Origin of the sequence: Wenxinia marina DSM 24838 (genome assembly GCF_000379485.1) — a bacterium.
Taxonomy (GTDB): Bacteria; Pseudomonadota; Alphaproteobacteria; order Rhodobacterales; family Rhodobacteraceae; genus Wenxinia; species Wenxinia marina.
Genome location: NZ_KB902277.1, coordinates 183,478 through 205,173, shown reverse-complemented (window position 1 = coordinate 205,173; position 21,696 = coordinate 183,478). Strand labels below are relative to the sequence as shown.

The window sequence follows — 21,696 nt, the reverse complement described above, 5'->3', positions numbered from 1 at the left end:
TCCCTGTCGCGCCCCCATCCCCATCGCCGATGCGGCCGACCGCCGCGTCAGCGCGGGCCCCTCTGGCCCCCGCGGGGAAGGATCCATATATGGCGCGCCAACGCCCCGGACGTTCGGTTGTCAAGGACAGGGGCCGGCACTAGGGTGCCGCGACTTTTTCGGGGGCCGTCCGCCGCCCCTCCACGGGAACGACCGGAAGGACCGTCATGCAAGGCCTCGAATCCCTCATTCCGCTGATCCTGATCTTCGCGATCATGTACTTCCTGCTGATCCGTCCGCAGCAGCGGAAGCTGAAGGAGCACCAGGCGATGGTCGGCGCGCTGCGCCGGGGCGACCAGGTCATCACCCAGGGCGGGCTGATCGGCAAGGTCACCAAGGTCCGCGACGACAACGAGATCGACGTCGAGCTGGCGCCGGGCGTCGTGGTCCGGGTCGTGCGCTCGACTGTCGCGCAGGTGGTCAGCAAGACCGAGCCCGCCAAGTCCTCGACCTGAGGCGACGGACATGCTGCACATCCCCCTCTGGCGACGCATCGTCATCCTCGGCATCTGCCTCGCGGGGATCGTGCTGGCGCTGCCGAACGCGTTTTACAGCCGGGTCGAGCTCGCGAACGATGCACGCGCCGGCATCGCCGCCGGCACCGCGGACGAGTCGGCGGCGGCCGACGCGGCGCTCTGGCCCGAATGGATGCCCCACGGCCTCGTCAACCTCGGCCTCGACCTGCGGGGCGGGGCGCACCTTCTCGCCGAGGTGCAGGTGGACGACGTCTATGCCAGCCGGATGGACGCGCTCTGGCCGGACGTGCGGGACGCGCTCGCGGCCGAGCGGGACACGCTCGGCTTCGTCACCCGGAACGAGGACGCGCCTGCGGGGCAGCTCTGGGTTTCCGTCGGCGACGAGGAGCAGACGCCCCGCGCGCTCGAGATCGTGCGCGGGCTTGCCCGGCCGGTCGCCAGCCTGACCGGCGCCGGCGCCACCGACCTGGAGGTCGTGGCGGAGAACGGCATCATCAAGGTCCAGCTCTCCGAGGCCGAGCGCGTCGCGACGGACAACCGCACCGTTCAGCAGGCGCTGGAGATCGTGCGCCGCCGGATCGACGAGGTCGGCACCCGCGAGCCGACGATTGCCCGGCAGGGCGACGACCGGATCCTGGTGCAGGTGCCGGGCGTCGGCTCGGCGCAGGAGGTGAAGGACATCATCGGCACCACGGCGCAGCTGACCTTCAACGCGGTCGTGCGCCAGACGGACGATGCCGACGCGACGGCCGGCACCGGGAACATGGTCGTCCCCGCCCTCGATCAGGAGGGCCTCTACTACGTGATCGAGCGGGCCCCCGTCGTCACCGGCGAGGAACTGGTGGACGCGCAGCCCGCCTTCGACCAGAACGGCCGCCCGGCGGTGAACTTCCGCTTCAACCCGGCGGGCGCCCGCGCCTTCGGCGACTACACGGCCGAGAATATCGGCCAGCCCTTCGCCATCGTCCTCGACGACGAGGTGATCTCGGCCCCGATCATCCAGAGTCACATCCCCGGCGGCTCGGGCATCATCACCGGCACCTTCACGGTCGAGGAGTCGACGCAGCTCGCCGTCCTGCTGCGCGCCGGCGCGCTGCCGGCCGAGCTGACGTTCCTGGAAGAGCGGACCATCGGCCCCGAGCTGGGGCAGGACAGCATCGACGCCGGCAAGATCGCCGGCATCGTCGGCCTCGTCGCCGTGGTGATCGTCATGATCGCGAGCTACGGCCTGTTCGGCGTCTTCGCGAGCGTCGCCCTGGGGGTCAACGTGGCGCTGCTGATGGGGCTGCTCAGCCTCATCGGGGCGACGCTGACGCTGCCCGGCATCGCCGGCATCGTGCTGACGATGGGCATGGCGGTGGACGCCAACGTCCTCGTGTTCGAGCGGATCCGCGAGGAGATGAAGACCGCCCGCGGCCCGGCCCGCGCCATCGAGCTCGGCTACGAGAAGGCGCTGTCGGCCATCGTCGACTCCAACTTCACCACCTTCATGACGGCGGTGATCCTGTTCACGTTGGGCGCGGGGCCGGTGCGCGGTTTCGCGATCACGCTGGGCCTCGGCATCCTGACCTCGGTCTTCACCGCGATCTTCGTGACGCGGCTGATGATCGTGATCTGGTACAACCGCCGCCGGCCCAAGACCATCGAGGTGTAGGATGCGACGTCTGAGGCTGGTTCCCGAGACCACCAACATCAACTTCTTCCGCTGGGCGGGCGTCACCTTCGGCGGTTCGGTCGTCGTGGCGGTGCTGTCGGTCCTGATGTTCTTCGCGATGGGGCTGAACTACGGCATCGACTTCACCGGCGGCACCTCGATCCGCACCGAGAGCACGCAAGGCGTCGACGTCGGCGCCTATCGCGCCGCGCTGGAGCCTCTCGGCCTCGGCGACGTGGTGATCTCGGAGGTGTTCGACCCGACCTTCGACGACGACGAGAACGTCGCCTCGATCCGGGTGCAGAACCAGGGCGGCGAAGGATCCATCGCGGCCTCGACGCTGGCCGAGATCGAGTCGGCGCTGGTCGCCGTCGATCCCGAGCTGCAGATCACCAGCACCGAGAGCGTCAGCGGCAAGGTCTCGAACGAGCTGATCTGGACCGCCGTCCTGGCCGTCACCGGCGCGATGGCGGCGATCTGCTTCTACATCTGGCTGCGGTTCGAGTGGCAGTTCGCGGTCGGCGCGCTGGTGGCGCTGCTGCACGACGTGCTGATCACCATCGGCGTCTTCTCCCTGCTGCAGCTGCGGTTCGACCTGTCGATCATCGCCGCGCTGCTGACCATCGTCGGCTACTCGATCAACGACACCGTCGTCGTGTTCGACCGCGCGCGCGAGAACCTGCGCAAGTACAAGGAGATGCCGCTGATCGACGTGCTGAACCTCTCGGCGAACGAGACGCTCAGCCGGACGGTCATGACCTCGGGCACCACGCTGATCGCGCTGATCGCGCTGCTCGTCCTCGGCGGCGACGTGATCCGCGGGTTCGTCTTCGCGATCACGTTCGGCATCGTGATCGGGACCTACTCGTCGATCTACGTCGCCAAGAACATCGTGCTGATGCTGGGCGTGAAGCGGGACTGGTCCAAGGCTGCCGCGACCGCGGGGGGCAAGTACGCCGACATCGACGCCTGACCCGGAAGGGGGCCGCCCATGCGCCTGAACGAGATCGTCTTCACCGACGCCAAGCCCGTCGACGGCTACGGACCCGGCTTCTTCCGGATCGGCGGCGAGGTGGTCGAGGGGCCGGTCGCGGTCCTGCCGACCGGCGTCTTCGCCTGGGGCGGGTACGAGGACACCGCCCGTCTGGCGGAGGCGGCGATCGATGTCCTCTTCGTCGGGACCGGGGCCGAGGTGGCGCACGTGCCGCCCGCGTTCCGCGCTGCGCTGGAGGAAGCCGGTCTGGGGGTCGAGGCGATGGCCTCGCCCGCCGCCTGCCGGACCTACAACGTCCTCCTCAGCGAGGGCCGCCGCGTCGGCCTCGCGCTCCTTCCCGTCTGATGCTGGACGTCCGGGGCCTGGCCGTCGCCCGCGGCGGCGTCCCGGTGCTGGAAGGCGTCTCGTTCCGACTGTCCGCCGGCGCGGCGCTGGTCCTGCGCGGCCCGAACGGGATTGGCAAGACGACGCTCCTGCGGACCATCGCCGGCCTGCAGCCGGCGCTGGCGGGCGAGGTGGAGGCTGAGGCCGAAACGCTCGCCTACGCCAGCCACCGCGACGGCATCAAGGCGACGCTGACGGTGGCGGAGAACCTCGCCTTCTGGGCGGAGGTCTATGGCCGGACGGTGCCGGACGACGTGTGGGAGGCGTTCGACCTCCACGATCTGCGGGACCGGATGGGCGGCACGCTGTCGGCCGGCCAGACGCGGCGGCTGGGCCTCGCGCGGCTGGGCGTGATCGGGCGCCGCGTGCTGCTGCTGGACGAGCCGACGGTGTCGCTGGACGCCGCGTCGGTGCGCCGGTTCGCCGGGTGGCTGGCGGAGCGGCATCTGGGGGCAGGGGGCGTGGCGGTGATCGCGACGCACATCGACCTCGGGCTGGATGCGCCCGAATTGGACCTGACGCCGTACCGCGCCGACCCGCACACCGCCACGGGCGGCAGCGACGAGGCGTTCCTGTGAGGCCCACGATGTCCGCGCGGACATCGTGCACGGAAATCGCGCGATTTCCTGGGGCCGGGCGGTGAGGGCGGTCTTCGTGCGCGACCTGCGGCTGGCGATCCGCGCCGGGGGCGGCTTCGGCCTCGGGCTTGCCTTCTTCCTCATCGTCGTGGTGCTGGTGCCCTTCGGCGTCGGGCCGGAGCGGGAAGTGCTGGCGCGGATCGCGCCCGGCATCCTGTGGGTGGCCGCCTTGCTCGCCGCGCTCCTCTCGCTCGACCGCCTGTTCGCGCTCGACTGGGAGGACGGCTCGCTGCCGCTGCTCGCCACCGCGCCGCTGCCGCTGGAGGGCGTGGCGCTGGCCAAGGCGGGGGCGCACTGGGTGACGACCGGGCTGCCGCTGACGCTGGCGGCGCCGGCGCTCGGTGTTCTCCTGAACCTGCCGGGGCCGGCCTTCGGTCCGCTGACCCTGTCGCTGGCGCTCGGCACGCCGGCCCTGTCCGCCATCGGCGCCTTCGGCGCGGCGCTGACGGTGGGCCTGCGGCGGGGCGGGCTGCTGCTGTCGCTGCTGGTCCTGCCGCTCTACGTGCCGGTCCTGATCTTCGGGGCCGAGGCGGCGCGGCGGGCGGCCGAGGGGCTGCCGTACGCGACGCCCGTCCTGATGCTCGCCGGCCTCGCCCTCGGCTCGCTGGCGCTGATGCCGTTCGCGGCGGCGGTGGCGCTGAGGGTCAATCTGCGGTGATGCGACGCGCTGCCCGTTGAGCGGCCGGCCCTCGGAGGATAGGAAGCCCGCATGTCGATCTGGGAATACGCCAACCCCAAGAAGTTCAACGAGACCACGGCCCCCCTCGTGCCGTGGCTGTTCGGCGCCGCTTGCCTCTGCCTCGTCGTCGGTCTCGTCTGGGGCTTCTTCGGCACGCCGGATGCCGAGCGGTTCGAGTCGACGGTCAAGATCATCTACCTGCACGTCCCCTCGGCGATGATGGCGATCAACGCCTGGGCGATGATGCTGGTCGCCTCGCTGATCTGGCTGATCCGGCGGCACCATGTCAGCGCGCTGGCGGCCCGGGCGGCGGCGCCGGTGGGCCTGACGATGACGCTGATCGCGCTGCTGACCGGGGCGATCTGGGGCCAGCCGATGTGGGGGACGTGGTGGGCGTGGGACCCCCGGCTCACCTCGTTCCTCATCCTGTTCCTGTTCTACCTCGGCTACATGGCCCTGTGGGAGGCGATCGACGATCCCGACACCGCGGCCGACCTGACCTCCGTCCTGTGCATGGTCGGCTCGGTCTTCGCCATCCTGTCGCGCTACGCCGTGAACTTCTGGAACCAGGGCCTGCACCAGGGCGCGTCGCTGTCGCTGGACGCGGAAGAGAACGTGGCCGACGTGTTCTGGGTGCCGCTGCTGGTCTGCATCGCGGGGTTCGTGCTGCTGTTCCTCGCGCTCGTCCTGATGCGGACGCGGACCGAGATCGCCGCCCGGCGCATCCGCGCGCTCGAGGCGCGGGCGCGGGCGGTGGAGGCGCGGGCATGATGCCGGACCTGGGACGCTACGCGGCCGAGGTGCTGTGGTCCTACGCCGGCGGCCTCGGCCTCCTGGCCGTGCTGGTCGGGCTGTCGGTCCGCCGCGCCCGCAAGGTGGCGGCGCGGCTGGCCGAGGCGGAGCGGCGCCATGCCCGTTAGACCGCTCGTCCTGATCCCGCCGGTGATCTTCGCCGGCCTCGCCGGCCTGTTCGCCGCCGGCATGCTGCGCGAGGACGCGCAGGAGCTGCCGTCGGCGCTGATCGGCCAGACCGCCCCCGCGGCCGCGGTCGGCCAACTCGGCGACCTGCCCACGTTCGACCCCGCCGCGCTCGCCGACGGCGAGCTGAAGCTGGTGAACTTCTGGGCCAGCTGGTGCGCCCCCTGCCGGGTGGAGCATCCCCACCTCGAGGCGCTGGCCGAGGAAGGGCTGCCGATCTACGGCGTGAACTACAAGGACGAGACCGCGAATGCCCTCGGCTTCCTCGCCGAGATGGGCAATCCCTACACGGCCACCGGCACCGACCAGTCGGGCCGGGTCGCCGTCGAGTGGGGCGTCTACGGCGTGCCCGAGACGTTCCTCGTCGACGGCGAGGGACGGATCCTGATGCGGATGGCCGGCCCCGTGACCGAACGCTCGCTGCAGGGACGCCTCCGTCCGGCGCTCGAGGCGGCGGGCGGGTAGGGGGCCGGCGATTTTCGGCTTTTCCTTCACGGCGAAACCTCCCTTACTGCAGCGGCTCAACGACCCCGGACCCTCCCGCATGCTGCCCACCTCCGCCTTCAAGAGCTACGACATCCGCGGCCGCGTCGGCGTCGACCTCGACGAGGCCGTCGCCCGCGCCACCGGCCGCGCCTTCGCGCAGGTGATCGACCCGGGCCGCGTCGTGGTGGGGCGCGACGTGCGCGACAGCTCTCCCATGCTGCAGGCGGCTCTGATCGCGGGCCTCAGGGCCGAGGGCGTGGACGTGGTCGACCTCGGCCTCTGCGGCACCGAAGAGGTCTATTTCGCGACGGACTTCTACGGCGCCGGCGGCGGACTGATGGTGACGGCGTCGCACAACCCGATCGAGTGGAACGGGATCAAGATGGTGCGCGAGGGCGCGCGCCCGCTCGCGCCCGACGGCCTCGACGCGATGGCGGGGCTGGTCGCGGTGGAGGGCGGGCCGTCCGGCATGGCCGCGCCCGGCGCGCTGCGGCAGGACATCCCGCGCGAGGCCTATGCCGACCGCGTCGTCAGCTACCTCGACACCGACGGCCTGCGCCCCATCGACATCGTGGTGAATGCCGGCAACGGCACCGCCGGTCCCGCCTTCGACGCCCTGGCCGAGCGGCTGGAGGCGGTGGGTGCGCCGTTCCGCTTCCACCGGATCGACCACGAGCCGGACGCGGCCTTTCCGAACGGCATCCCGAACCCGCTGCTGCCCGAGAACCGGCCCCGTACGGCCGACGCGGTGCGCCGTCACGGCGCCGACATGGGCGTCGCGTGGGACGGCGACTTCGACCGCTGCTTCTTCTTCGACGAGACCGGGGCGTTCGTCGACGGAGAGTACGTGGTCGGCCTCCTGGCGCAGGCCTTCCTGCGCAAGGAGGCGGGGGCGCGCATCGTCCACGACCCCCGCGTGATGTGGAACACGGTGGACCTCGTGCGCGCCGGCGGCGGCGAGCCGGTGGTCAGCCTGACCGGTCACGCCCACCTCAAGGCGAAGATGCGCGAGGTGGACGCGATCTATGGCGGCGAGATGAGCGCGCACCACTATTTCCGCGCCTTCATGTACTGCGATTCGGGGATGATCCCCTGGGTGCTGGTGGCCGAACTGGTCTCGCGCTCGGGCCGACCGCTGTCGGAACTGGTCGAGGGGATGCGCGCCGCCTATCCCTCGTCCGGCGAGATGAACTTCCGCCCCGGCGACCCGGACGCCGCCATCGCGGCCTTCGAGGAGACCTATCTGCCGCAGGCGCGGGAGGTGGACCGCCTCGACGGGATCAGCCTCGACATGGGCGCGTGGCGGGTGAACCTGCGCCGCTCCAACACCGAGCCGGTGGTGCGCCTGAACCTCGAGACCCGGGGCGACCGGGCGCTGCTTGACGCGAAGACGGCCGAGGTGCGGGAGCTGCTGGCGCGGTTCTGAGGACCGGACCGGCGGCCCGGCGCGTTGGCCCCCGACCCGAACCCGCAGGAGACCGCCATGCCGATGACCCTGACCGGAAGCTGCCGCTGCGGCGCCGTCCGCTTCACCCTGCAGAGCCGGGCTCCGGTGCCCTACCAGCGCTGCTACTGCTCGATCTGCCGCAAGACCGCCGGGGGCGGGGGGTATGCGATCAACCTCTCGGGCCTTGCGGACACTCTGGAGGTCGAGGGGCGGCAGAGCATCGGCATGTTCCGCGCCGAGATCGCGGACGACGAGGGGTACTGCCGCATCTCGGAAGGCGAGCGCAGCTTCTGCACCTCCTGCGGCACGGCGCTGTGGCTGTTCTCGCCGTCCTGGCCCGACCTGATCCACCCCCACGCCTCCGCCATCGACACCGACCTGCCGGAGCCGCCGCAGCGCACCCACCTGATGCTGGATTTCGCCGCGCCCTGGGTGCAGCCGGACATCCGCGACGGCGACCTGACCTTCGCCCGCTACCCCGAGGAGAGCCTCGAGGACTGGCACCGCCGGCACGGGATGTGGGTCGAGTGACTTGACCTCGCCGCGCCCCCTTGCCACGCCAAGGCCGGCAACGAGGGGACGGCGATGGCGCTTTGGGATTTCTGGATCGACCGGGGCGGCACCTTCACCGACGTGGTGGGGCGTGCGCCGGACGGGGCGCTGACGCCGCTGAAGCTGCTGTCCGAGAATTCGGGCGTCTACGAGGACGCCGCGATCGAGGGCATCCGCCGGCTGCTGGGCGGCGCGATCGACCCCGGCCGCATCGGCACCGTCAAGATGGGCACCACCGTCGCCACCAACGCGCTGCTGGAGCGCAAGGGCGACCGGACGCTGCTGCTCATCACGGACGGCTTCCGCGACGCCCTGCGCCTCGCCTACCAGGCGCGGCCGGACATCTTCGCCAAGGAGATCGTCCTGCCCGAGCAGCTGTACGAGCGCGTGGTCGAGGTGCCGGAGCGGGTGCGCGCCGACGGCACGGTCGAGCGCGAGCTGGACCTTGCGGCGGTGACGCCCGAGCTGGAGCGGGCGAAGGCCGACGGCATCGACGCCGTCGCCATCGTGTTGATGCACGCCTGGACGCACCCCGCTCACGAGCAGGCGCTGGCGCGGGCGGTGCGGGACGCCGGCTTCGGGCAGGTCTCGGTCAGCCACGAGGTCTCGCCGCTGGTGAAGCTGGTCGGGCGCGGCGACACGACGGTCGTGGACGCGTACCTCTCGCCGATCCTGTCGCGCTACGTCGCGCGGGTGGCCGGCGCGCTCGGCGCGACGCCGGCGGGCGAGGACGGGCCGACGCTGCAGTTCATGATGTCCTCGGGGGGGATGACCGCGGCCGAGGCGTTCCAGGGCAAGGACGCGATCCTCTCCGGCCCCGCGGGCGGTGTTGTCGGCATGGTGCAGACGGGACGGGCGGCGGGCTACGCCAAGGTCATCGGCTTCGACATGGGCGGCACGTCGACCGACGTCGCGCACTCGGCCGGCGAGTACGAGCGGGCGTTCGACACCGAGGTCGCGGGCGTCCGCATCCGGGCGCCGATGATGCGCATCCACACCGTCGCCGCCGGCGGCGGCTCGATCCTGTCGGCCGAGCCGGGACGCTTCCGCGTCGGCCCCGAGAGCGCGGGCGCCGATCCCGGCCCCGCGTGCTACCGCCGGGGCGGGCCGCTGACGGTGACGGACGCGAACCTGATGCTGGGCAAGCTGCAGCCCGACCTCTTCCCCGCGATCTTCGGCGAGGGGCAGGACCAGCCGCTCGACCGCGCGGCGGTGGAGGCCGCGTTCCGCGAAATCGCGGCGCGCGAGGGCAAGTCGGCGGAGGAGGTGGCCGAGGGGTTCGTCACCATCGCCGTGCAGAACATGGCGAACGCGATCAAGAAGATCAGCGTGCAGCGAGGGTACGACGTCACGAAGTACCTGCTGAACTCGTTCGGGGGCGCCGGGGGGCAGCATGCTTGCCTCGTCGCCGACGCGCTGGGGATGGAGGCGGTGCTGATCCATCCGCTGTCGGGGCTGCTGTCGGCCTACGGCATCGGCCTCGCGACGGTCTCCGCTTCCCGGCAGAAGGGGCTGGTGCAGCCGCTGGGCGACGCGCCGGACCTCGCCGCGACGGTGGAGGAGCTGTCGGCGCAGGTGGCGGAGGATCTCGCGGGGCAGGGGATCGGCGCGCACGCCCGCGCGGTGCGCCTGCACCTGCGCTACGAGGGGACGGACACGGCGCTGCCGGCCGCCTACGAGGACGACGCGCAGGCGCGGGCCGATTTCGAGGCGGCCCACAAGGCGCAGTTCGGCTTCACCTCCGACCGACCGGTGATCGTCGAGGCGGTCGAGGTCGAGGGGACGGAGGAGCGGGACGATATCGCGGAGCGAGACGACCCTGCCGCGGAACAGCGGGACGTGGAGGCAGGCGAGACGCGCCGCGTCTTCTCCGGCGGCGGCTGGCACGACGCGGCCGTGGTCCGGCGCGAGAATATCGCCCCCGGTGCCCGCATCCGTGGCCCCGCCCTCATCATAGAACCGAACCAGACCGTGATGGTCGAACCCGGCTGGACCGCCGAGTTGACCGCTCGCGACGACATCCTGATGACCCGCCACGAGGCGGCGGCGCGGGAGGGTGCGATCGGGACAGAGGCGGACCCGATCCTGCTGGAGGTCTTCAACAACCTCTTCATGAACATCGCCGAGCAGATGGGCGTGGCGCTGCAGAACACCGCGCAGTCGGTGAACATCAAGGAGCGGCTGGACTTCTCCTGCGCCGTCTTCGACCGGACCGGAGCGCTGGTGGCGAACGCGCCGCACATGCCGGTGCACCTTGGCTCCATGGACCGCAGCGTCGAGGCGATCATCCGCCAGAACGAGGGCCGCATCCGGCCCGGCGACGTCTGGGCGCTGAACGCGCCCTACAACGGCGGCACCCACCTGCCGGACATCACCGTCGTCTCGCCCGTCTTCGACGACAGCGGCGAGCGGCTGCTGTTCTGGACCGCCTCGCGCGGCCACCACGCCGACGTGGGCGGCACCGCGCCCGGCTCCATGACGCCGCTCGCCACCACGGTCGACGAGGAAGGGGTGCTGATCGACAACTTCCTCATGGTCTCCGAGGGGCGGTTCCTGGAGGAGGAGACGCACGCCCTCCTGACCGATCACAAGTGGCCCTGCCGCAATCCAGGCGTGAACATCGCCGATCTGAAGGCCCAGGTCGCCGCGAACGAGCGCGGCGCGGCCGAGCTGCGGCGCATGGTGGACGAGTTCGGGCTGGACGTCGTGGAGGCCTACATGGGCCACGTCCAGGACAACGCCGCCGAGGAGGTGGCGCGGGTGCTGGGGCGGCTGGAGGATTGCGAAGCGGAATATCCGACCGACACCGGCCAGACGATCAAGGTGAAGATCACGGTCGACCGCGCGGCGCGGCGGGCGACGGTGGACTTCACGGGCACGTCTGACGCGATGGAGAACAACTTCAACGCGCCGGAGCCGGTGGCGCGGGCGGCGGTCCTCTACGTCTTCCGCGTGATGGTCGAGAGCCCGATCCCGATGAACGCCGGGTGCCTGCGGCCCATCGACATCGTGATCCCGGAGGGCTGCATGCTGCGGCCCGACTATCCGCGCGCGGTCGTGGCCGGCAACGTCGAGACCTCGCAGCACGTGACCAACGCGCTGTTCGAAGCGCTGGGCGCCCTGGCGAACGCGCAAGGGACGATGAACAACCTGACCTTCGGCAACGACCGGCACCAGTACTACGAGACGATCTGCTCCGGCTCGCCGGCCGGGCGGCGGAACGACGGGAGCGGGTTCGCGGGGACGTCTGGGGTGCACACTCACATGACGAACTCGCGGCTGACGGATCCGGAGATCCTGGAGCTGCGGTTTCCGGTGCTGCTGGAGAGTTTCGCCCTGCGGACGGGCTCCGGCGGGGAGGGGCGGCATCCGGGCGGCGACGGCACGCGCCGGGTGCTGCGCTTCCTGGAGGAGATGGACTGCGCGATCCTGTCCTCCCACCGCGGCCGGCCGCCACGCGGGATCGCGGGCGGCGGCGACGGGCAGGTGGGCCGGACCGAGGTGCGGCGCCTGGACGGAACGGTCGAGCGGCTGGACGCCTGCGCGCAGACGCGGCTGAAGGCGGGGGAGGCGGTGATCGTGACCACGCCGACGCCGGGCGGCTTCGGCGGGTAGGGGCGGGTGCGCTTGCCCGCGGCGCGAGGAAAGCTCGTCCCGGGCTTGACCCGGGACCCCGCAGGGCGATGCGCCCGGCCTGATCGGTTGAGCGCCCCGGGCTCCGTTGCGCCCTGTCCGTCGAGGCCCCGGCTCAGGGGCCGGGGCGGGTGGCTCCTTCCCGCGGCGCACGGAAAACCTGTCCCGGGCTTGACCCGGGACCCCGCGGGGCGACGCGCCCGGCCTGATCAGTCGAGCGCCCAGGGTCCGATGTGTTGCGCCCTGTCCGTCGAGGCCCCGGCTCAGGGGCCGGGGCGGGTGACTCCTTCCCGCGGCGCAAGGAAAACCCGTCCCGGGCTTGACCCGGGACCCCGCGGGGCGATGCGCCCGGCCTGATCGGTGGAGCGCCCCCGGCCCCCGATACGTCCCGCTCCATCCGCCCCGGCCCCGGCTCGGGGGCCGGGGCGGGTGACGCGTTCCCGCCATGCAAGGAAGGCCCGTCCCGGGCGTGACCCGGGACCTCGTGGGACAATGCGCCTTGGCCGATCGGCCGAGCCCCCCCGGCCCGTGCGCCCGCTGGCGTTCCCCCGCGCCTCGTCCTAGATTGAGGGGTCCCGACTGGAGCTCCACAGCATGTTGCCCGACCCGGCCGAGCTGATCGCCTGCCCGACCTGCGACGCGCTGTACCGCGCGCGCCAGCCGGCGGCCGGCGAGCGGGCGGTGTGCGAGCGCTGCCACACGGTCCTGATCGCGCCGCGGGCGCGCGCCGGCATGTCGATCATCATGCTGTCGCTGGCGACGCTGATCCTCGTCGCGGGCGCCATAAACTTCCCGTTCCTCCGGATCAGCCGCGCCGGCTTCGGCAATGACGCGTCCATCCTCGACACCGCGCTCGCCTTCACCGAGGGGCCGTTGCAGCTGCTGTCGCTGGCCGTGCTGGCGCTGATCGTGCTGATCCCGGCGACCCGGGCGCTGCTGACGCTCTACGTCCTGACGCCCGTCGTCATGGACCGTTCGCCCTGGCGGGGCGCCGCGCAGGCGTTCCGCCTGTCCGAGGCGCTGCGGCCGTGGTCGATGGCCGAGATCTTCTCGATCGGCTGCGCGGTCGCGCTGGTGAAGGTCGCCGACCTCGCCAACCTGACCTTCGGGCCGGCCTTCTGGATGTTCTGCGTGCTGACGGTCGTCGTCGTCGTCCAGGACCAGTGGATGGACCGCTGGTCGGTCTGGGCCTCGCTGGACCGCGAGGCCGCGACGTGAGGGATCTCGGCAAGGACATCGCTCTGACCGCGCGGGACGCGGGCCTCGTCGCCTGCACCCGGTGCCAGAGGGTCTGGCCGATGGCCGAGGACCGCTGCGACCGCTGCGGCGCGCGGCTCGCCTCGCGCGATACCGGCTCGCTCAGCCGGGTCTGGGCGTGGTGGTGTGTCGGCGTCATGGCCTACATCCCCGCGAACCTCTGGCCGATGCTGGTCACCCGGACGCTGATGTCCGAGAGCGAGGATACCATCGTCGGCGGCGTGATCGAGCTGATGCACCACGACGCGGTCGGCATCGCGATCGTGATCCTCGTCGCCTCGGTCGGCATCCCGGTCGCGAAGTTCATCGCCATCGCCTACCTCGCCCTGTCGGTGCGGCGGGTGACGCTGCTGTCGGCGCACCGGCGGCAGCAACTCTACGAGATCGTGGAGTATATCGGCCGCTGGTCGATGATCGACGTGTTCGTGGTTGCGATCCTGTCGGCGCTGGTGCAACTGAACGTGGTCGCGTCGGTCAATCCGGGCCCGGCCTCGCTCGCGTTCGCTCTGTCGGTGATCTTCACGATGTTGTCCGCCCAGGCCTTCGACCCGCGCATGATCTGGGATCGGATCGAGGAATCCGCCCGGTCGGAAGGCGGCGAGGCCCGACCGGCATGAGCGATCCCGGCGAGGTGAAGGTGGAGCCGGCGCGCCGCTCCCTCTGGGACCGCGTCTCGATCGTCTGGCTGGTCCCGCTCGCCGCGCTCGCCATCGCCGTGGGTGTCGCCTGGAACAACTGGGCCGACCGCGGGCCGCTCATCACGGTCTATTTCGACGACGCCGCCGGAGTCGAGACCCGTGAGACCGAGCTGCGCTACCGCGACGTCGGCGTGGGCGTGGTCGAGGACGTCGGCTTCACCGACGATCTCGACCGCGTCGCCGTCCATATCCGCCTGGAGAAGCAGGTCGCCCCCTACGTGGACGAGGCCGCCCAGTTCTGGATCGTCGAGCCTGAGGTGACGACGCAAGGCGTCACCGGCCTCGATACAGTCCTGTCCGGCGTCTACATCGAAGGGCTGTGGGACACCCGGCCCGGCCAGCCGACCTACGAGTTCGACGGGCTCGCCAGTGCGCCGCTCCTCGCCGGCGGGCAGGAGGGGCTGCAGATCATCCTGCGCACCTCCGGCGACAGCCTGACGGGACGGGTCCCGCTCGTCTATCGCGGCGTCGAGGTCGGGCAGGTCGGCGAGGCGGTGGTCTCGCTCGACGGCTTCACGGTCGAGGCGCCTGCGGTGATCTACGCGCCCTACGACGCCCTCGTGACCGAGGAGACGCGGTTCTGGGACACGTCCGGTTTCTCCTTCTCGGTCGGGTCGGGCGGCGCGGCGGTCGATTTCGAGAGCCTCGCCTCGCTGATCGTCGGCGGCCTGACGTTCGATACGTTCGTGTCCGGCGCGCCGCTGGCCGAGGACGGTGCCGTGTTCGACGTCTACGACGACGAGAGCCTCGCCCGGTCGAGCGTCTTCAACCGCGCGACCGGCCCCGAGCTGACGCTGATGGCCGTGTTCGACGGCAATGTGTCCGGCCTCAACGTCGGCGCGGCTGTGGAACTGGACGGCCTGCGGATCGGCGAGGTCTCGGCGATCAACGGCATCGTGGAACGCGACGATCAGGGGGCCGAGCAGGTGCGCCTGCAGGCTGTCCTCGACATCCGGCCGGGCCGGATCGGGTTCGAGGGGCAGGGCGCGCCCGAGGCCGCGCTGAACTACCTGATCGACGAGGTCGAGAGCGGCCTGAGAGCGCGCCTCGCGACCGGCAACATCCTCACCGGCGGGCTGAAGGTGCAGCTGGTCTCGCTGCCCGATCCCGGACCGGGGGCCGTCGACCTCGAGGCGGATCCCTATCCGCGCATTCCCACGGTCGCCAGCGACATCGCCGACGTGGCCGCCTCGGCGCAGGACACGCTCGACCGGATCAGCGCGCTGCCGATCGAGGAGATCCTCGGCAGCGTGCAATCGGTGCTGGACAGCACCGCGGTGCTGCTCGCCTCGCAGGACACCCAGGCGCTGCCCGAGGAGATCCGCGGCATCCTGTCGGACGTGCGGCAGATCACGTCGTCGGACGAGTTGCAGGCGGTGCCGGGGCAGGTGGGCGACGTGCTGACGGAACTGGCCGGCGCCGCGGGCGAGATCAACGCGCTCGTCACCGCGCTGGAAGAGCAGGACGTGCCGGGCCGCCTCCTCGGCGCGATCGACGCGGTCGAGGCGACGCTGGCCTCGGTCGATACCGCGCTGGCCGGCGCGCCGGCGCTGATCGACGAGGTGACGCAGCTGGCCGCGACGGCGGGCGATCTGCCGCTGGACGAGCTCGTCACGCAGGTGACCGGTGTCGCGGCGTCAGCCGACGCGCTGCTGGGGTCCGAGGCGGCGGCGGCACTGCCGGGGCGGATCGGCAGCCTGACGGCCGAGCTGGAGGCGACGGTGGCCGAGGCGCGGGCGCTGGTGGCGGGCCTCAACGAGCAGGGCGGGCCGGACCGGCTCCTGGCGGCCGTGGACGCGGCCGGCGCGGCGGCGACCTCGCTGGACGAGGCGCTGGCCGGCGTGCCGCAGGTGGTGGAGCGCCTGGACGCGGTGGCCGCGCAGGTGCAGGCGATGGAGCTGCAGGCCGTGTCCGAGCGGCTGGCCGGCGTGCTGGCGAGCGCGGACGCGGTGATCTCTTCCGAGGACGTGCAGGCGATTCCGGCGCGCGTCACCGCCATCGCGACCGAACTGGAAGGCGCGGTCGCCGAGGCGAACGCGCTGGTGTCCGGCCTGAACGAGGGCGGCGGGGCGGAGCGGGTTCTGGCGGCGGTCGATCAGGCCGGCGCGGCGGCGGCGTCCCTCGACACCGCGCTCCAGGGCGTGCCCGGACTGATCGAGCGGCTGGACGCGGTCGCTGCGCAGGTCGGCGCGTCGGACATCGACGGCGTGGTGGCGCGGCTGGAGAGCGTGCTGGCGAGCGCCAACGGCATCCTCGCGACCGAATCCGCGCAGGCGCTGCCGGGGCAGGTGAACGCGCTGGCGGCGGAACTGCAGGCGACGGTGGCCGAGGCGCGGGCCCTGATCTCGGGGATCACCGCCGACGACGGCGGCGCACGCCTGCTGGCGGCGGTGGATTCCGCCGCCGCGGCGGCCGCCTCGCTGGATGCGGCGCTGGCGGGCGTGCCGCAGGTGGTGGAGCGGATCGACGCCGTTGCAGCGAACCTGCAGGCGGCGGACCTGGCGGGGGCGGTGGCGCGGCTCGACACGCTGTTGGCGAGCGCCGACGCGCTGGTCTCGTCCGAGACGACGGCGGCGCTGCCGGCGGACCTGTCCGCGCTCGCGGACGAGCTGTCGGCGGGGATCTCGGAGACGCGGGCCCTGATCGCCGACTTCTCGGGGCAGGGCGGCACCGGCCGGCTGCTGGCGGCCATCGACTCGGCCGGCGAGGCAGCGGGCGCGGTGGAGGAAGCCGTTGCCGGCGTGCCGCAGGTGGTCAGCCGGATCGACGGCGTCGTGGCCGGGGCCGAGACGGTGGATCTGCAGGGCATCGGCGACTCGCTGGAGCAGCTGCTGGCCAGCGCCGACGCGCTGCTGTCGGGGCAGGACACGCAGGAGCTGCCGGGCAACCTCGGCGACGCGCTGACCGAGCTGCGACTGATCCTGGCGCAGCTGCGCGAGGGCGGCGCGGTCGAGAACGCGAACGCCACGCTCGCCTCGATCCGCGTCGCGGCGGACCAGCTGGCCACCTCGCTCGACACGCTGCCGGGGCTGATCACGCAGGCCAACACGGTGCTCGGCACGACCGGCGCCACGGTGGAGGCCTACGGCGAGAATGGCGCGCTGGCGCGGGACCTGCGGGCCGCGCTGCGCGAGGTCAGCCAGGCCGCCGAGAACATCGCCCGCCTCGCCCGAACGCTGGAACGCCAGCCCAACTCGCTGATCCTGGGACGCTGATCTGATGAAACGCACGCTGCCGCTCGCCCTCGTTGCCCTTCTCGCCGCCTGCGGCGGGCCCGAGGTGCGCATCGCCGTCCCCCCGGCCGAGGCGCCGGAGCGGGTGGGGATCGGATTTTCCTCCATCGAGGTGCGGGACATCACGCTGCCGACCTACGCCCAGTCGGAATCGATCTTCGTGGAAGAGGCGGACGGCACGCTCGTCGGGTCGGACGACCTGCTGTGGGCCGACGATCCCCAGCGCGCCGCGACGCTGGAGCTGTCGCGGGCACTGGCCGAGATCACGGACGTGCCGGTCGCGCCCGAGCCGTGGCCGTTCGAGCCCTACCCGGCGGCGCGGGTCGAGGTCCGGGTGGAGGAGTTCGTCGCCTCGCGGTCGGGCGCGTTCCGGCTGGCGGGGCAGTATTTCGTCGCCGCGCTCGACGGGTCCGGCCGGGACCGGGCGCGGCTGTTCCGCCTCTCGGTGCCGCTGGCGGTGGACGCCGGGCCGGGGCAGATCGCGGCCGCGCGGGGACAGGCAATGGCTGCGCTCGCGGATCGAATCGCGCGGGACGGGCTGCGGTAGCCGTCAGACGGAACGAGGCGAACCGCCATCGACGGTCCGCCGCGGTCGTCCCGCAGCGGCCGGGGATTACGTCCCCTTACACCGCGACGTTCTTCCCCGGCTCGTCGCCGGGCGCCACGCCGCTCGCCACCACCCGCGGACGGGTGATCGGCCGCTTCGGCGCGCCGGGCGAGTTCTGGTCGATGAACCGCAGGACCAGCGGGCGGATGTTGTTTCGCCACGACCGCCCGGCGAAGATGCCGTAGTGCCCGGCCCCCCGCTCCAGGTGGCTGGCCTTCTTGGACTTCGGCAGGCCCGTCAGCAGGTCCAGCGCGGCGAGGCACTGGCCCGGGGCCGAGATGTCGTCCTTCTCGCCCTCGACGATCTGCACCGCGACGCTGGTGATCTTGCCGATGTCCACCGGCTTGCCTGCGACGGTGAAGGCGTTGCGCGCGATCTCGCGTCCCTTGAACACCCGCTCCACCGTCGAGAGATAGAATTCCGCCGTCATGTCCATGACCGCGAGGTATTCGTCGTAGAAGGCGTTGTGCTTGTCGTGGTCCGACCCCTCGCCCCTGGCGACGCGGAAGATCTGGTCCTGGAAGGCCTGCGCGTGGGTGCCGAGGTTCATGTTGATGAACGACGCCAGCTGCAGCAGCCCCGGATAGACCGGCCGCCCGACGCCGGCATACTTGAACCCGACCCGCTGGATCATCGAGGCTTCGAGCTGGCCCATCGTGACCGTCCGGCCGAAATCCGTCACCTCGGTGTGGTTCGCCTCGGGGTCGATCGGCCCGCCGATCAGGGTCAGCGTGCGCGGCTGCGCGTCCGGATCCTCCTCGGCGAGGTAGGCCGTCGCGGCGAGCGTCAGCGGCGCCGGCTGGCAGACCGCGATCACGTGGGTGTCGGGGCCGAGGTGGCGCATGAACTCCACCAGGTAGAGGGTGTAGTCCTCGACGTCGAACTTTCCTTCGCTCACCGGGATGTCGCGGGCATTGTGCCAGTCGGTGACGAACACCTCGCAGTCGGGCAGCAGCGAGATCACCGTCTTGCGCAGCAGTGTGGCGTAATGCCCCGACATCGGCGCGACGAGCAGGACCCGGCGTGCCCGCGGGCTGCGGCCCGGCACCTTGAAGTGGATGAGGTCGCCGAACGGCTTCTCGACCACGGTCATCACGCGGACGGTGTGGTCGGTGCCGTCCTCGACCGTCACGGTGGGGATGCCCCAGTCGGGCTTGGCCACCATCCGCTCGAAGCTGCGCTCGGTCACCTCGCCCCAGGCCTTCATCCACTCCACGGCCGGATTGGCCATCGCGGCAGTCATCGGATAGGAGCCCATGGCGCGCGCGGTCGCCCCCAGCCACTGGCTGGTGTTCCGCATGCTTTCCATGAGGTCGTAGGACCACATATAATTCAAGGCAGACCTCCCCGGCGGGGTTTCGGAACGCGACGGACCGGCGCGGCAGGCGGAGGAGCCACTGCCGATGCTGCAACTGCGAAAGAGATAGTGGGGGATAGTCAACATGGCAACAAAGGAAACGCCGACGCCCCCGGGGACGCCGCCTGACGCGGCCGAGACGCTGGCGAAGTTCGAGGAGAACCTGGGCCGGGTCGAGGCGCTGACCGAGCGTCTGCTGAAGGTCATGGGCGGCAAGCGCCAGGTCCGGCCGGACCTGCAGGCGCCGGGGCAGGATCTGTACCTGCGGGCGGCCCACGCCTACTGGACGGACATGATGCAGAACCCGGCCAAGCTGATCGAGCAGCAGGTCGGCTACTGGGGCGAGACGCTCAAGACCTACGCCGAGGCCACGCAGGAGCTGATGCACGGCCACTTCCACGCCCCCGCCGACCCGGGGCCGAGCGACCGCCGCTTCTCGAACCCGCTGTGGGACAGCCATCCCTGGTTCAACTACGTCAAGCAGCAGTACCTCGCGAACGCGAAGGCGATCGAGACCGCGGTCGAAGGGGTCGAGGGGCTGGACGCGCGCGAGAAGCAGCGCCTGACCTACTTCTCGAAGCAGATCGTCGACATGATGGCGCCGACGAACTTCCTCGCCACCAATCCCGACGCGCTGGAGCGCGCGGTGGAGACGGAAGGCCAGTCCCTCGTCGACGGGCTGGAGAACCTGATCGCCGACCTCGAGGCGAACGAGGGCGAGCTCGTGGTGACGCTGGCCGACCGCAAGGCGTTCGAGATCGGCGAGAACATCGCGACCGCCCCGGGCGAGGTCGTCTGGCGCAACCACCTGTTCGAGTTGATCCAGTATTCGCCCACGACCGAAAAGGTCCACCAGACGCCGGTCGTCCTGTTCCCGCCCTGGATCAACAAGTTCTACATCCTCGACCTGAAGCCCGCGAACAGCCTGATCCGCTGGATCGTAGACCAGGGCTACACTCTATTCGTCGTCAGCTGGGTGAACCCCGATGCCAGCTACCGCGACACCGGCATGGTCGACTACGTCGAGGACGGGTTCCTGACCGCGATCCGCGAGGCGAAGGCGATCTGCGGCACGAAGTCCGTCAACGCCATCGGCTACTGCATCGCCGGGACCACGCTGTCGCTGACGCTCGCGCTGATGAAGAAGCGGGGCGACACGTCGGTGAAGAGCGCGACCTTCTTCACCACGCTCACCGATTTCTCGGATCAGGGGGAGGTGGGCGTCTTCCTGGACGACGACTTCGTCGACGGGATCGAGGCGGAGGTGACCGAGAAGGGCTATCTCGACAAGTTCTTCATGGCGCGGACCTTCAGCTACCTGCGCTCGAACGACCTGATCTACCAGCCCGCGATCCGCAGCTACATGATGGGCCAGACGCCGCCCGCGTTCGATCTGCTGTTCTGGAACGGGGACGGCACCAACCTGCCGGCGAAGATGGCGGTGGAGTACCTGCGCGGCCTGTGCCAGCGCGACGACTTCGCGACTCGCGGCTTCCGCCTCGGGGACGAGACGGTCCACATCTCGGACGTGTCCGTCCCGGTCTGCGCCATCGCCTGCGAGACCGACCACATCGCCGCGTGGAAGAGCAGCTACCGGGGCCTGCAGGGGATGGGCTCCAAGGACAAGACCTTCCTTCTCGCCGGGTCCGGGCACATCGCGGGCATCGTCAATCCGCCGGCGAAGAAGAAGTACGCCCACTGGACGAACGACGACCTTTCGCTGGATCCCGAGGCGTGGAAGGCGGCCGCCGAACGTCACGAAGGGTCGTGGTGGGCGAAGTGGGAGGCATGGCTGGCCAAGCGGTCCGGCAAGATGGTCCCGGCGCGGACACCGGGCGACGAGTCGCACCCGCCGCTGGCGCCCGCGCCGGGCACCTACGTGCGGTCGGTGTCCCGGGCCTGACGCCCGGCGGAGATTTGGAATCCCTCAACCGCAACGCGATTTCGCTTCTGCGGAAATTTTATGCTGCGCCGCAGCATCCGGTCTTGAAATGCTGCGGCGCAGCATGTATCTCCTGCTCACAAGATGACGGTGGGTCACCCGATGCGGGGCCCGCCCCGACGAGATCAGAGCCAGAAAGGAGCTGCCGCCATGGCCGCCAAGACCCAGGACTATACCGCGATGATGAAGGACATGATGGGCGCGTTCCCGATGGATACGAAGTCCATGGAGACCATGTGGCAGTCGCAGGCCGCCTTCGCCGAGAAGATGTCGGCCGTCGCGATCGACGCCGCGCAGAAGTCGACCGACCTCTCCGCCCGCTGGACCCAGGACACCCTGTCCAAGTTCTCGGCGATGACCCGTGCCAAGACCGAGCCGTCGGACTACGCCAAGTCGATGACCGACTTCGCCTCCGCCTCGGCCGAGTCCGCCGCCGAGCACATGGCCGCGTTTGCCGAGATCGCCAAGAAGGTGCAGGCCGAGACGCTCGAGCTGATGCTCGCCGCCGGCAAGGACATGTCCGAGGACATGACCGCCGTCGCCAAGAAGGCCACCGACGAGATGACCTCGGCCGCCAAGAAGGCCTCGGCGAAGTAATTCGCCTGCATCCGGCCGGGCCGCGGGGACCCTCCCTCTCCGCGA

At 71.1% G+C, this 21,696-nt stretch carries 19 protein-coding genes; 18 read left to right on the top strand and 1 reads right to left on the bottom strand.

Annotated features, from left to right (window positions below; translation table 11 throughout):
* Positions 1 to 206 precede the first annotated feature (206 nt).
* The 16 genes from yajC (at position 207) to A37W_RS0102820 (ending at position 17,695) form a co-directional block, all read left to right on the top strand.
* On the top strand, positions 207 to 494 hold the full coding sequence (yajC, locus tag A37W_RS0102895) for a preprotein translocase subunit YajC (protein WP_018301523.1): 288 nt from the start codon (positions 207 to 209) through the stop codon (positions 492 to 494).
* 10 nt (positions 495 to 504) lie between these two features.
* Positions 505 to 2,169 (top strand): protein translocase subunit SecD, encoded by a 1,665-nt coding sequence (secD, locus tag A37W_RS0102890; protein WP_018301522.1) that lies wholly within the window; start codon positions 505 to 507, stop codon positions 2,167 to 2,169.
* Between the two features lies 1 nt (position 2,170).
* Positions 2,171 to 3,142 carry a protein translocase subunit SecF gene (gene secF, locus A37W_RS0102885; protein ID WP_018301521.1) on the top strand — a complete coding sequence of 324 codons (972 nt, stop codon included), beginning with the start codon at positions 2,171 to 2,173 and terminating at the stop codon, positions 3,140 to 3,142.
* 18 nt (positions 3,143 to 3,160) lie between these two features.
* A complete protein-coding gene (locus A37W_RS0102880) occupies positions 3,161 to 3,508 on the top strand; it encodes an Mth938-like domain-containing protein (RefSeq protein ID WP_018301520.1) in 348 nt (115 codons plus the stop codon).
* A complete protein-coding gene (gene ccmA / locus A37W_RS0102875) occupies positions 3,505 to 4,125 on the top strand; it encodes a heme ABC exporter ATP-binding protein CcmA (protein ID WP_026198266.1) in 621 nt (206 codons plus the stop codon). The genes A37W_RS0102880 and ccmA overlap by 4 nt, the downstream gene beginning before the upstream one ends.
* A 61-nt stretch (positions 4,126 to 4,186) precedes the next feature.
* Positions 4,187 to 4,843 (top strand): heme exporter protein CcmB, encoded by a 657-nt coding sequence (ccmB, locus tag A37W_RS0102870; RefSeq protein WP_018301518.1) that lies wholly within the window; start codon positions 4,187 to 4,189, stop codon positions 4,841 to 4,843.
* 51 nt (positions 4,844 to 4,894) lie between these two features.
* A complete protein-coding gene (locus tag A37W_RS0102865) occupies positions 4,895 to 5,635 on the top strand; it encodes a heme ABC transporter permease (RefSeq protein WP_018301517.1) in 741 nt (246 codons plus the stop codon).
* Positions 5,632 to 5,784, top strand: coding sequence for a heme exporter protein CcmD (gene ccmD, locus A37W_RS0102860; RefSeq protein WP_018301516.1), 153 nt, complete (start codon positions 5,632 to 5,634; stop codon positions 5,782 to 5,784). The genes A37W_RS0102865 and ccmD overlap by 4 nt, the downstream gene beginning before the upstream one ends.
* Positions 5,774 to 6,307, top strand: coding sequence for a DsbE family thiol:disulfide interchange protein (locus tag A37W_RS0102855; RefSeq protein WP_018301515.1), 534 nt, complete (start codon positions 5,774 to 5,776; stop codon positions 6,305 to 6,307). Before ccmD ends, A37W_RS0102855 begins: the two co-directional genes overlap by 11 nt.
* A gap of 79 nt (positions 6,308 to 6,386) precedes the next feature.
* Complete coding sequence (locus tag A37W_RS0102850) at positions 6,387 to 7,754, top strand: phosphohexomutase domain-containing protein (protein WP_018301514.1); 1,368 nt, start codon at positions 6,387 to 6,389, stop codon at positions 7,752 to 7,754.
* Positions 7,755 to 7,811: 57 nt separating this feature from the next.
* Positions 7,812 to 8,306, top strand: coding sequence for a GFA family protein (locus A37W_RS0102845; protein WP_018301513.1), 495 nt, complete (start codon positions 7,812 to 7,814; stop codon positions 8,304 to 8,306).
* Between the two features lie 54 nt (positions 8,307 to 8,360).
* A complete protein-coding gene (locus A37W_RS0102840) occupies positions 8,361 to 11,942 on the top strand; it encodes a hydantoinase B/oxoprolinase family protein (RefSeq protein ID WP_018301512.1) in 3,582 nt (1,193 codons plus the stop codon).
* Positions 11,943 to 12,554: 612 nt separating this feature from the next.
* Positions 12,555 to 13,178, top strand: a complete 624-nt coding sequence (locus tag A37W_RS0102835) for a paraquat-inducible protein A (protein WP_018301511.1) — start codon at positions 12,555 to 12,557, stop codon at positions 13,176 to 13,178.
* Positions 13,175 to 13,834 carry a paraquat-inducible protein A gene (locus tag A37W_RS0102830; RefSeq protein WP_018301510.1) on the top strand — a complete coding sequence of 220 codons (660 nt, stop codon included), beginning with the start codon at positions 13,175 to 13,177 and terminating at the stop codon, positions 13,832 to 13,834. The genes A37W_RS0102835 and A37W_RS0102830 overlap by 4 nt, the downstream gene beginning before the upstream one ends.
* A complete protein-coding gene (locus A37W_RS24105) occupies positions 13,831 to 17,130 on the top strand; it encodes an MlaD family protein (RefSeq protein ID WP_018301509.1) in 3,300 nt (1,099 codons plus the stop codon). Before A37W_RS0102830 ends, A37W_RS24105 begins: the two co-directional genes overlap by 4 nt.
* A 4-nt stretch (positions 17,131 to 17,134) precedes the next feature.
* A complete protein-coding gene (locus A37W_RS0102820; RefSeq protein WP_018301508.1) occupies positions 17,135 to 17,695 on the top strand; it encodes a PqiC family protein in 561 nt (186 codons plus the stop codon).
* A 76-nt stretch (positions 17,696 to 17,771) separates the two neighbouring features.
* Here A37W_RS0102820 and phaZ read toward each other — a convergent pair whose 3' ends face one another.
* Entirely contained in the window at positions 17,772 to 19,091 is a 1,320-nt protein-coding gene (gene phaZ / locus A37W_RS20820) for a polyhydroxyalkanoate depolymerase (protein ID WP_047772312.1), read from the bottom strand.
* Positions 19,092 to 19,197: 106 nt separating this feature from the next.
* Here phaZ and phaC point away from each other — a divergent pair, with 106 nt between their 5' ends.
* The gene (gene phaC / locus A37W_RS0102810) at positions 19,198 to 21,015 is read left to right on the top strand and encodes a class I poly(R)-hydroxyalkanoic acid synthase (protein WP_018301506.1); all 1,818 of its coding nucleotides are present in this window, start codon (positions 19,198 to 19,200) and stop codon (positions 21,013 to 21,015) included.
* Between the two features lie 189 nt (positions 21,016 to 21,204).
* Positions 21,205 to 21,651, top strand: coding sequence for a phasin family protein (locus A37W_RS0102805; protein ID WP_018301505.1), 447 nt, complete (start codon positions 21,205 to 21,207; stop codon positions 21,649 to 21,651).
* Positions 21,652 to 21,696: the final 45 nt, after the last annotated feature.

What these genes read in the sequence shown, in the direction of transcription:
- yajC (WP_018301523.1), top strand. Translation starts at nt 207, where the DNA reads ATGCAAGGCCTCGAATCCCTCATTCCGCTGATCCTGATCTTCGCGATC.
- secD (WP_018301522.1), top strand. Translation starts at nt 505, where the DNA reads ATGCTGCACATCCCCCTCTGGCGACGCATCGTCATCCTCGGCATCTGC.
- secF (WP_018301521.1), top strand. Translation starts at nt 2,171, where the DNA reads ATGCGACGTCTGAGGCTGGTTCCCGAGACCACCAACATCAACTTCTTC.
- A37W_RS0102880 (WP_018301520.1), top strand. Translation starts at nt 3,161, where the DNA reads ATGCGCCTGAACGAGATCGTCTTCACCGACGCCAAGCCCGTCGACGGC.
- A37W_RS0102865 (WP_018301517.1), top strand. Translation starts at nt 4,895, where the DNA reads ATGTCGATCTGGGAATACGCCAACCCCAAGAAGTTCAACGAGACCACG.
- ccmD (WP_018301516.1), top strand. Translation starts at nt 5,632, where the DNA reads ATGATGCCGGACCTGGGACGCTACGCGGCCGAGGTGCTGTGGTCCTAC.
- A37W_RS0102855 (WP_018301515.1), top strand. Translation starts at nt 5,774, where the DNA reads ATGCCCGTTAGACCGCTCGTCCTGATCCCGCCGGTGATCTTCGCCGGC.
- A37W_RS0102850 (WP_018301514.1), top strand. Translation starts at nt 6,387, where the DNA reads ATGCTGCCCACCTCCGCCTTCAAGAGCTACGACATCCGCGGCCGCGTC.
- A37W_RS0102845 (WP_018301513.1), top strand. Translation starts at nt 7,812, where the DNA reads ATGCCGATGACCCTGACCGGAAGCTGCCGCTGCGGCGCCGTCCGCTTC.
- A37W_RS0102840 (WP_018301512.1), top strand. Translation starts at nt 8,361, where the DNA reads ATGGCGCTTTGGGATTTCTGGATCGACCGGGGCGGCACCTTCACCGAC.
- A37W_RS0102835 (WP_018301511.1), top strand. Translation starts at nt 12,555, where the DNA reads ATGTTGCCCGACCCGGCCGAGCTGATCGCCTGCCCGACCTGCGACGCG.
- A37W_RS24105 (WP_018301509.1), top strand. Translation starts at nt 13,831, where the DNA reads ATGAGCGATCCCGGCGAGGTGAAGGTGGAGCCGGCGCGCCGCTCCCTC.
- A37W_RS0102820 (WP_018301508.1), top strand. Translation starts at nt 17,135, where the DNA reads ATGAAACGCACGCTGCCGCTCGCCCTCGTTGCCCTTCTCGCCGCCTGC.
- phaC (WP_018301506.1), top strand. Translation starts at nt 19,198, where the DNA reads ATGGCAACAAAGGAAACGCCGACGCCCCCGGGGACGCCGCCTGACGCG.
- A37W_RS0102805 (WP_018301505.1), top strand. Translation starts at nt 21,205, where the DNA reads ATGGCCGCCAAGACCCAGGACTATACCGCGATGATGAAGGACATGATG.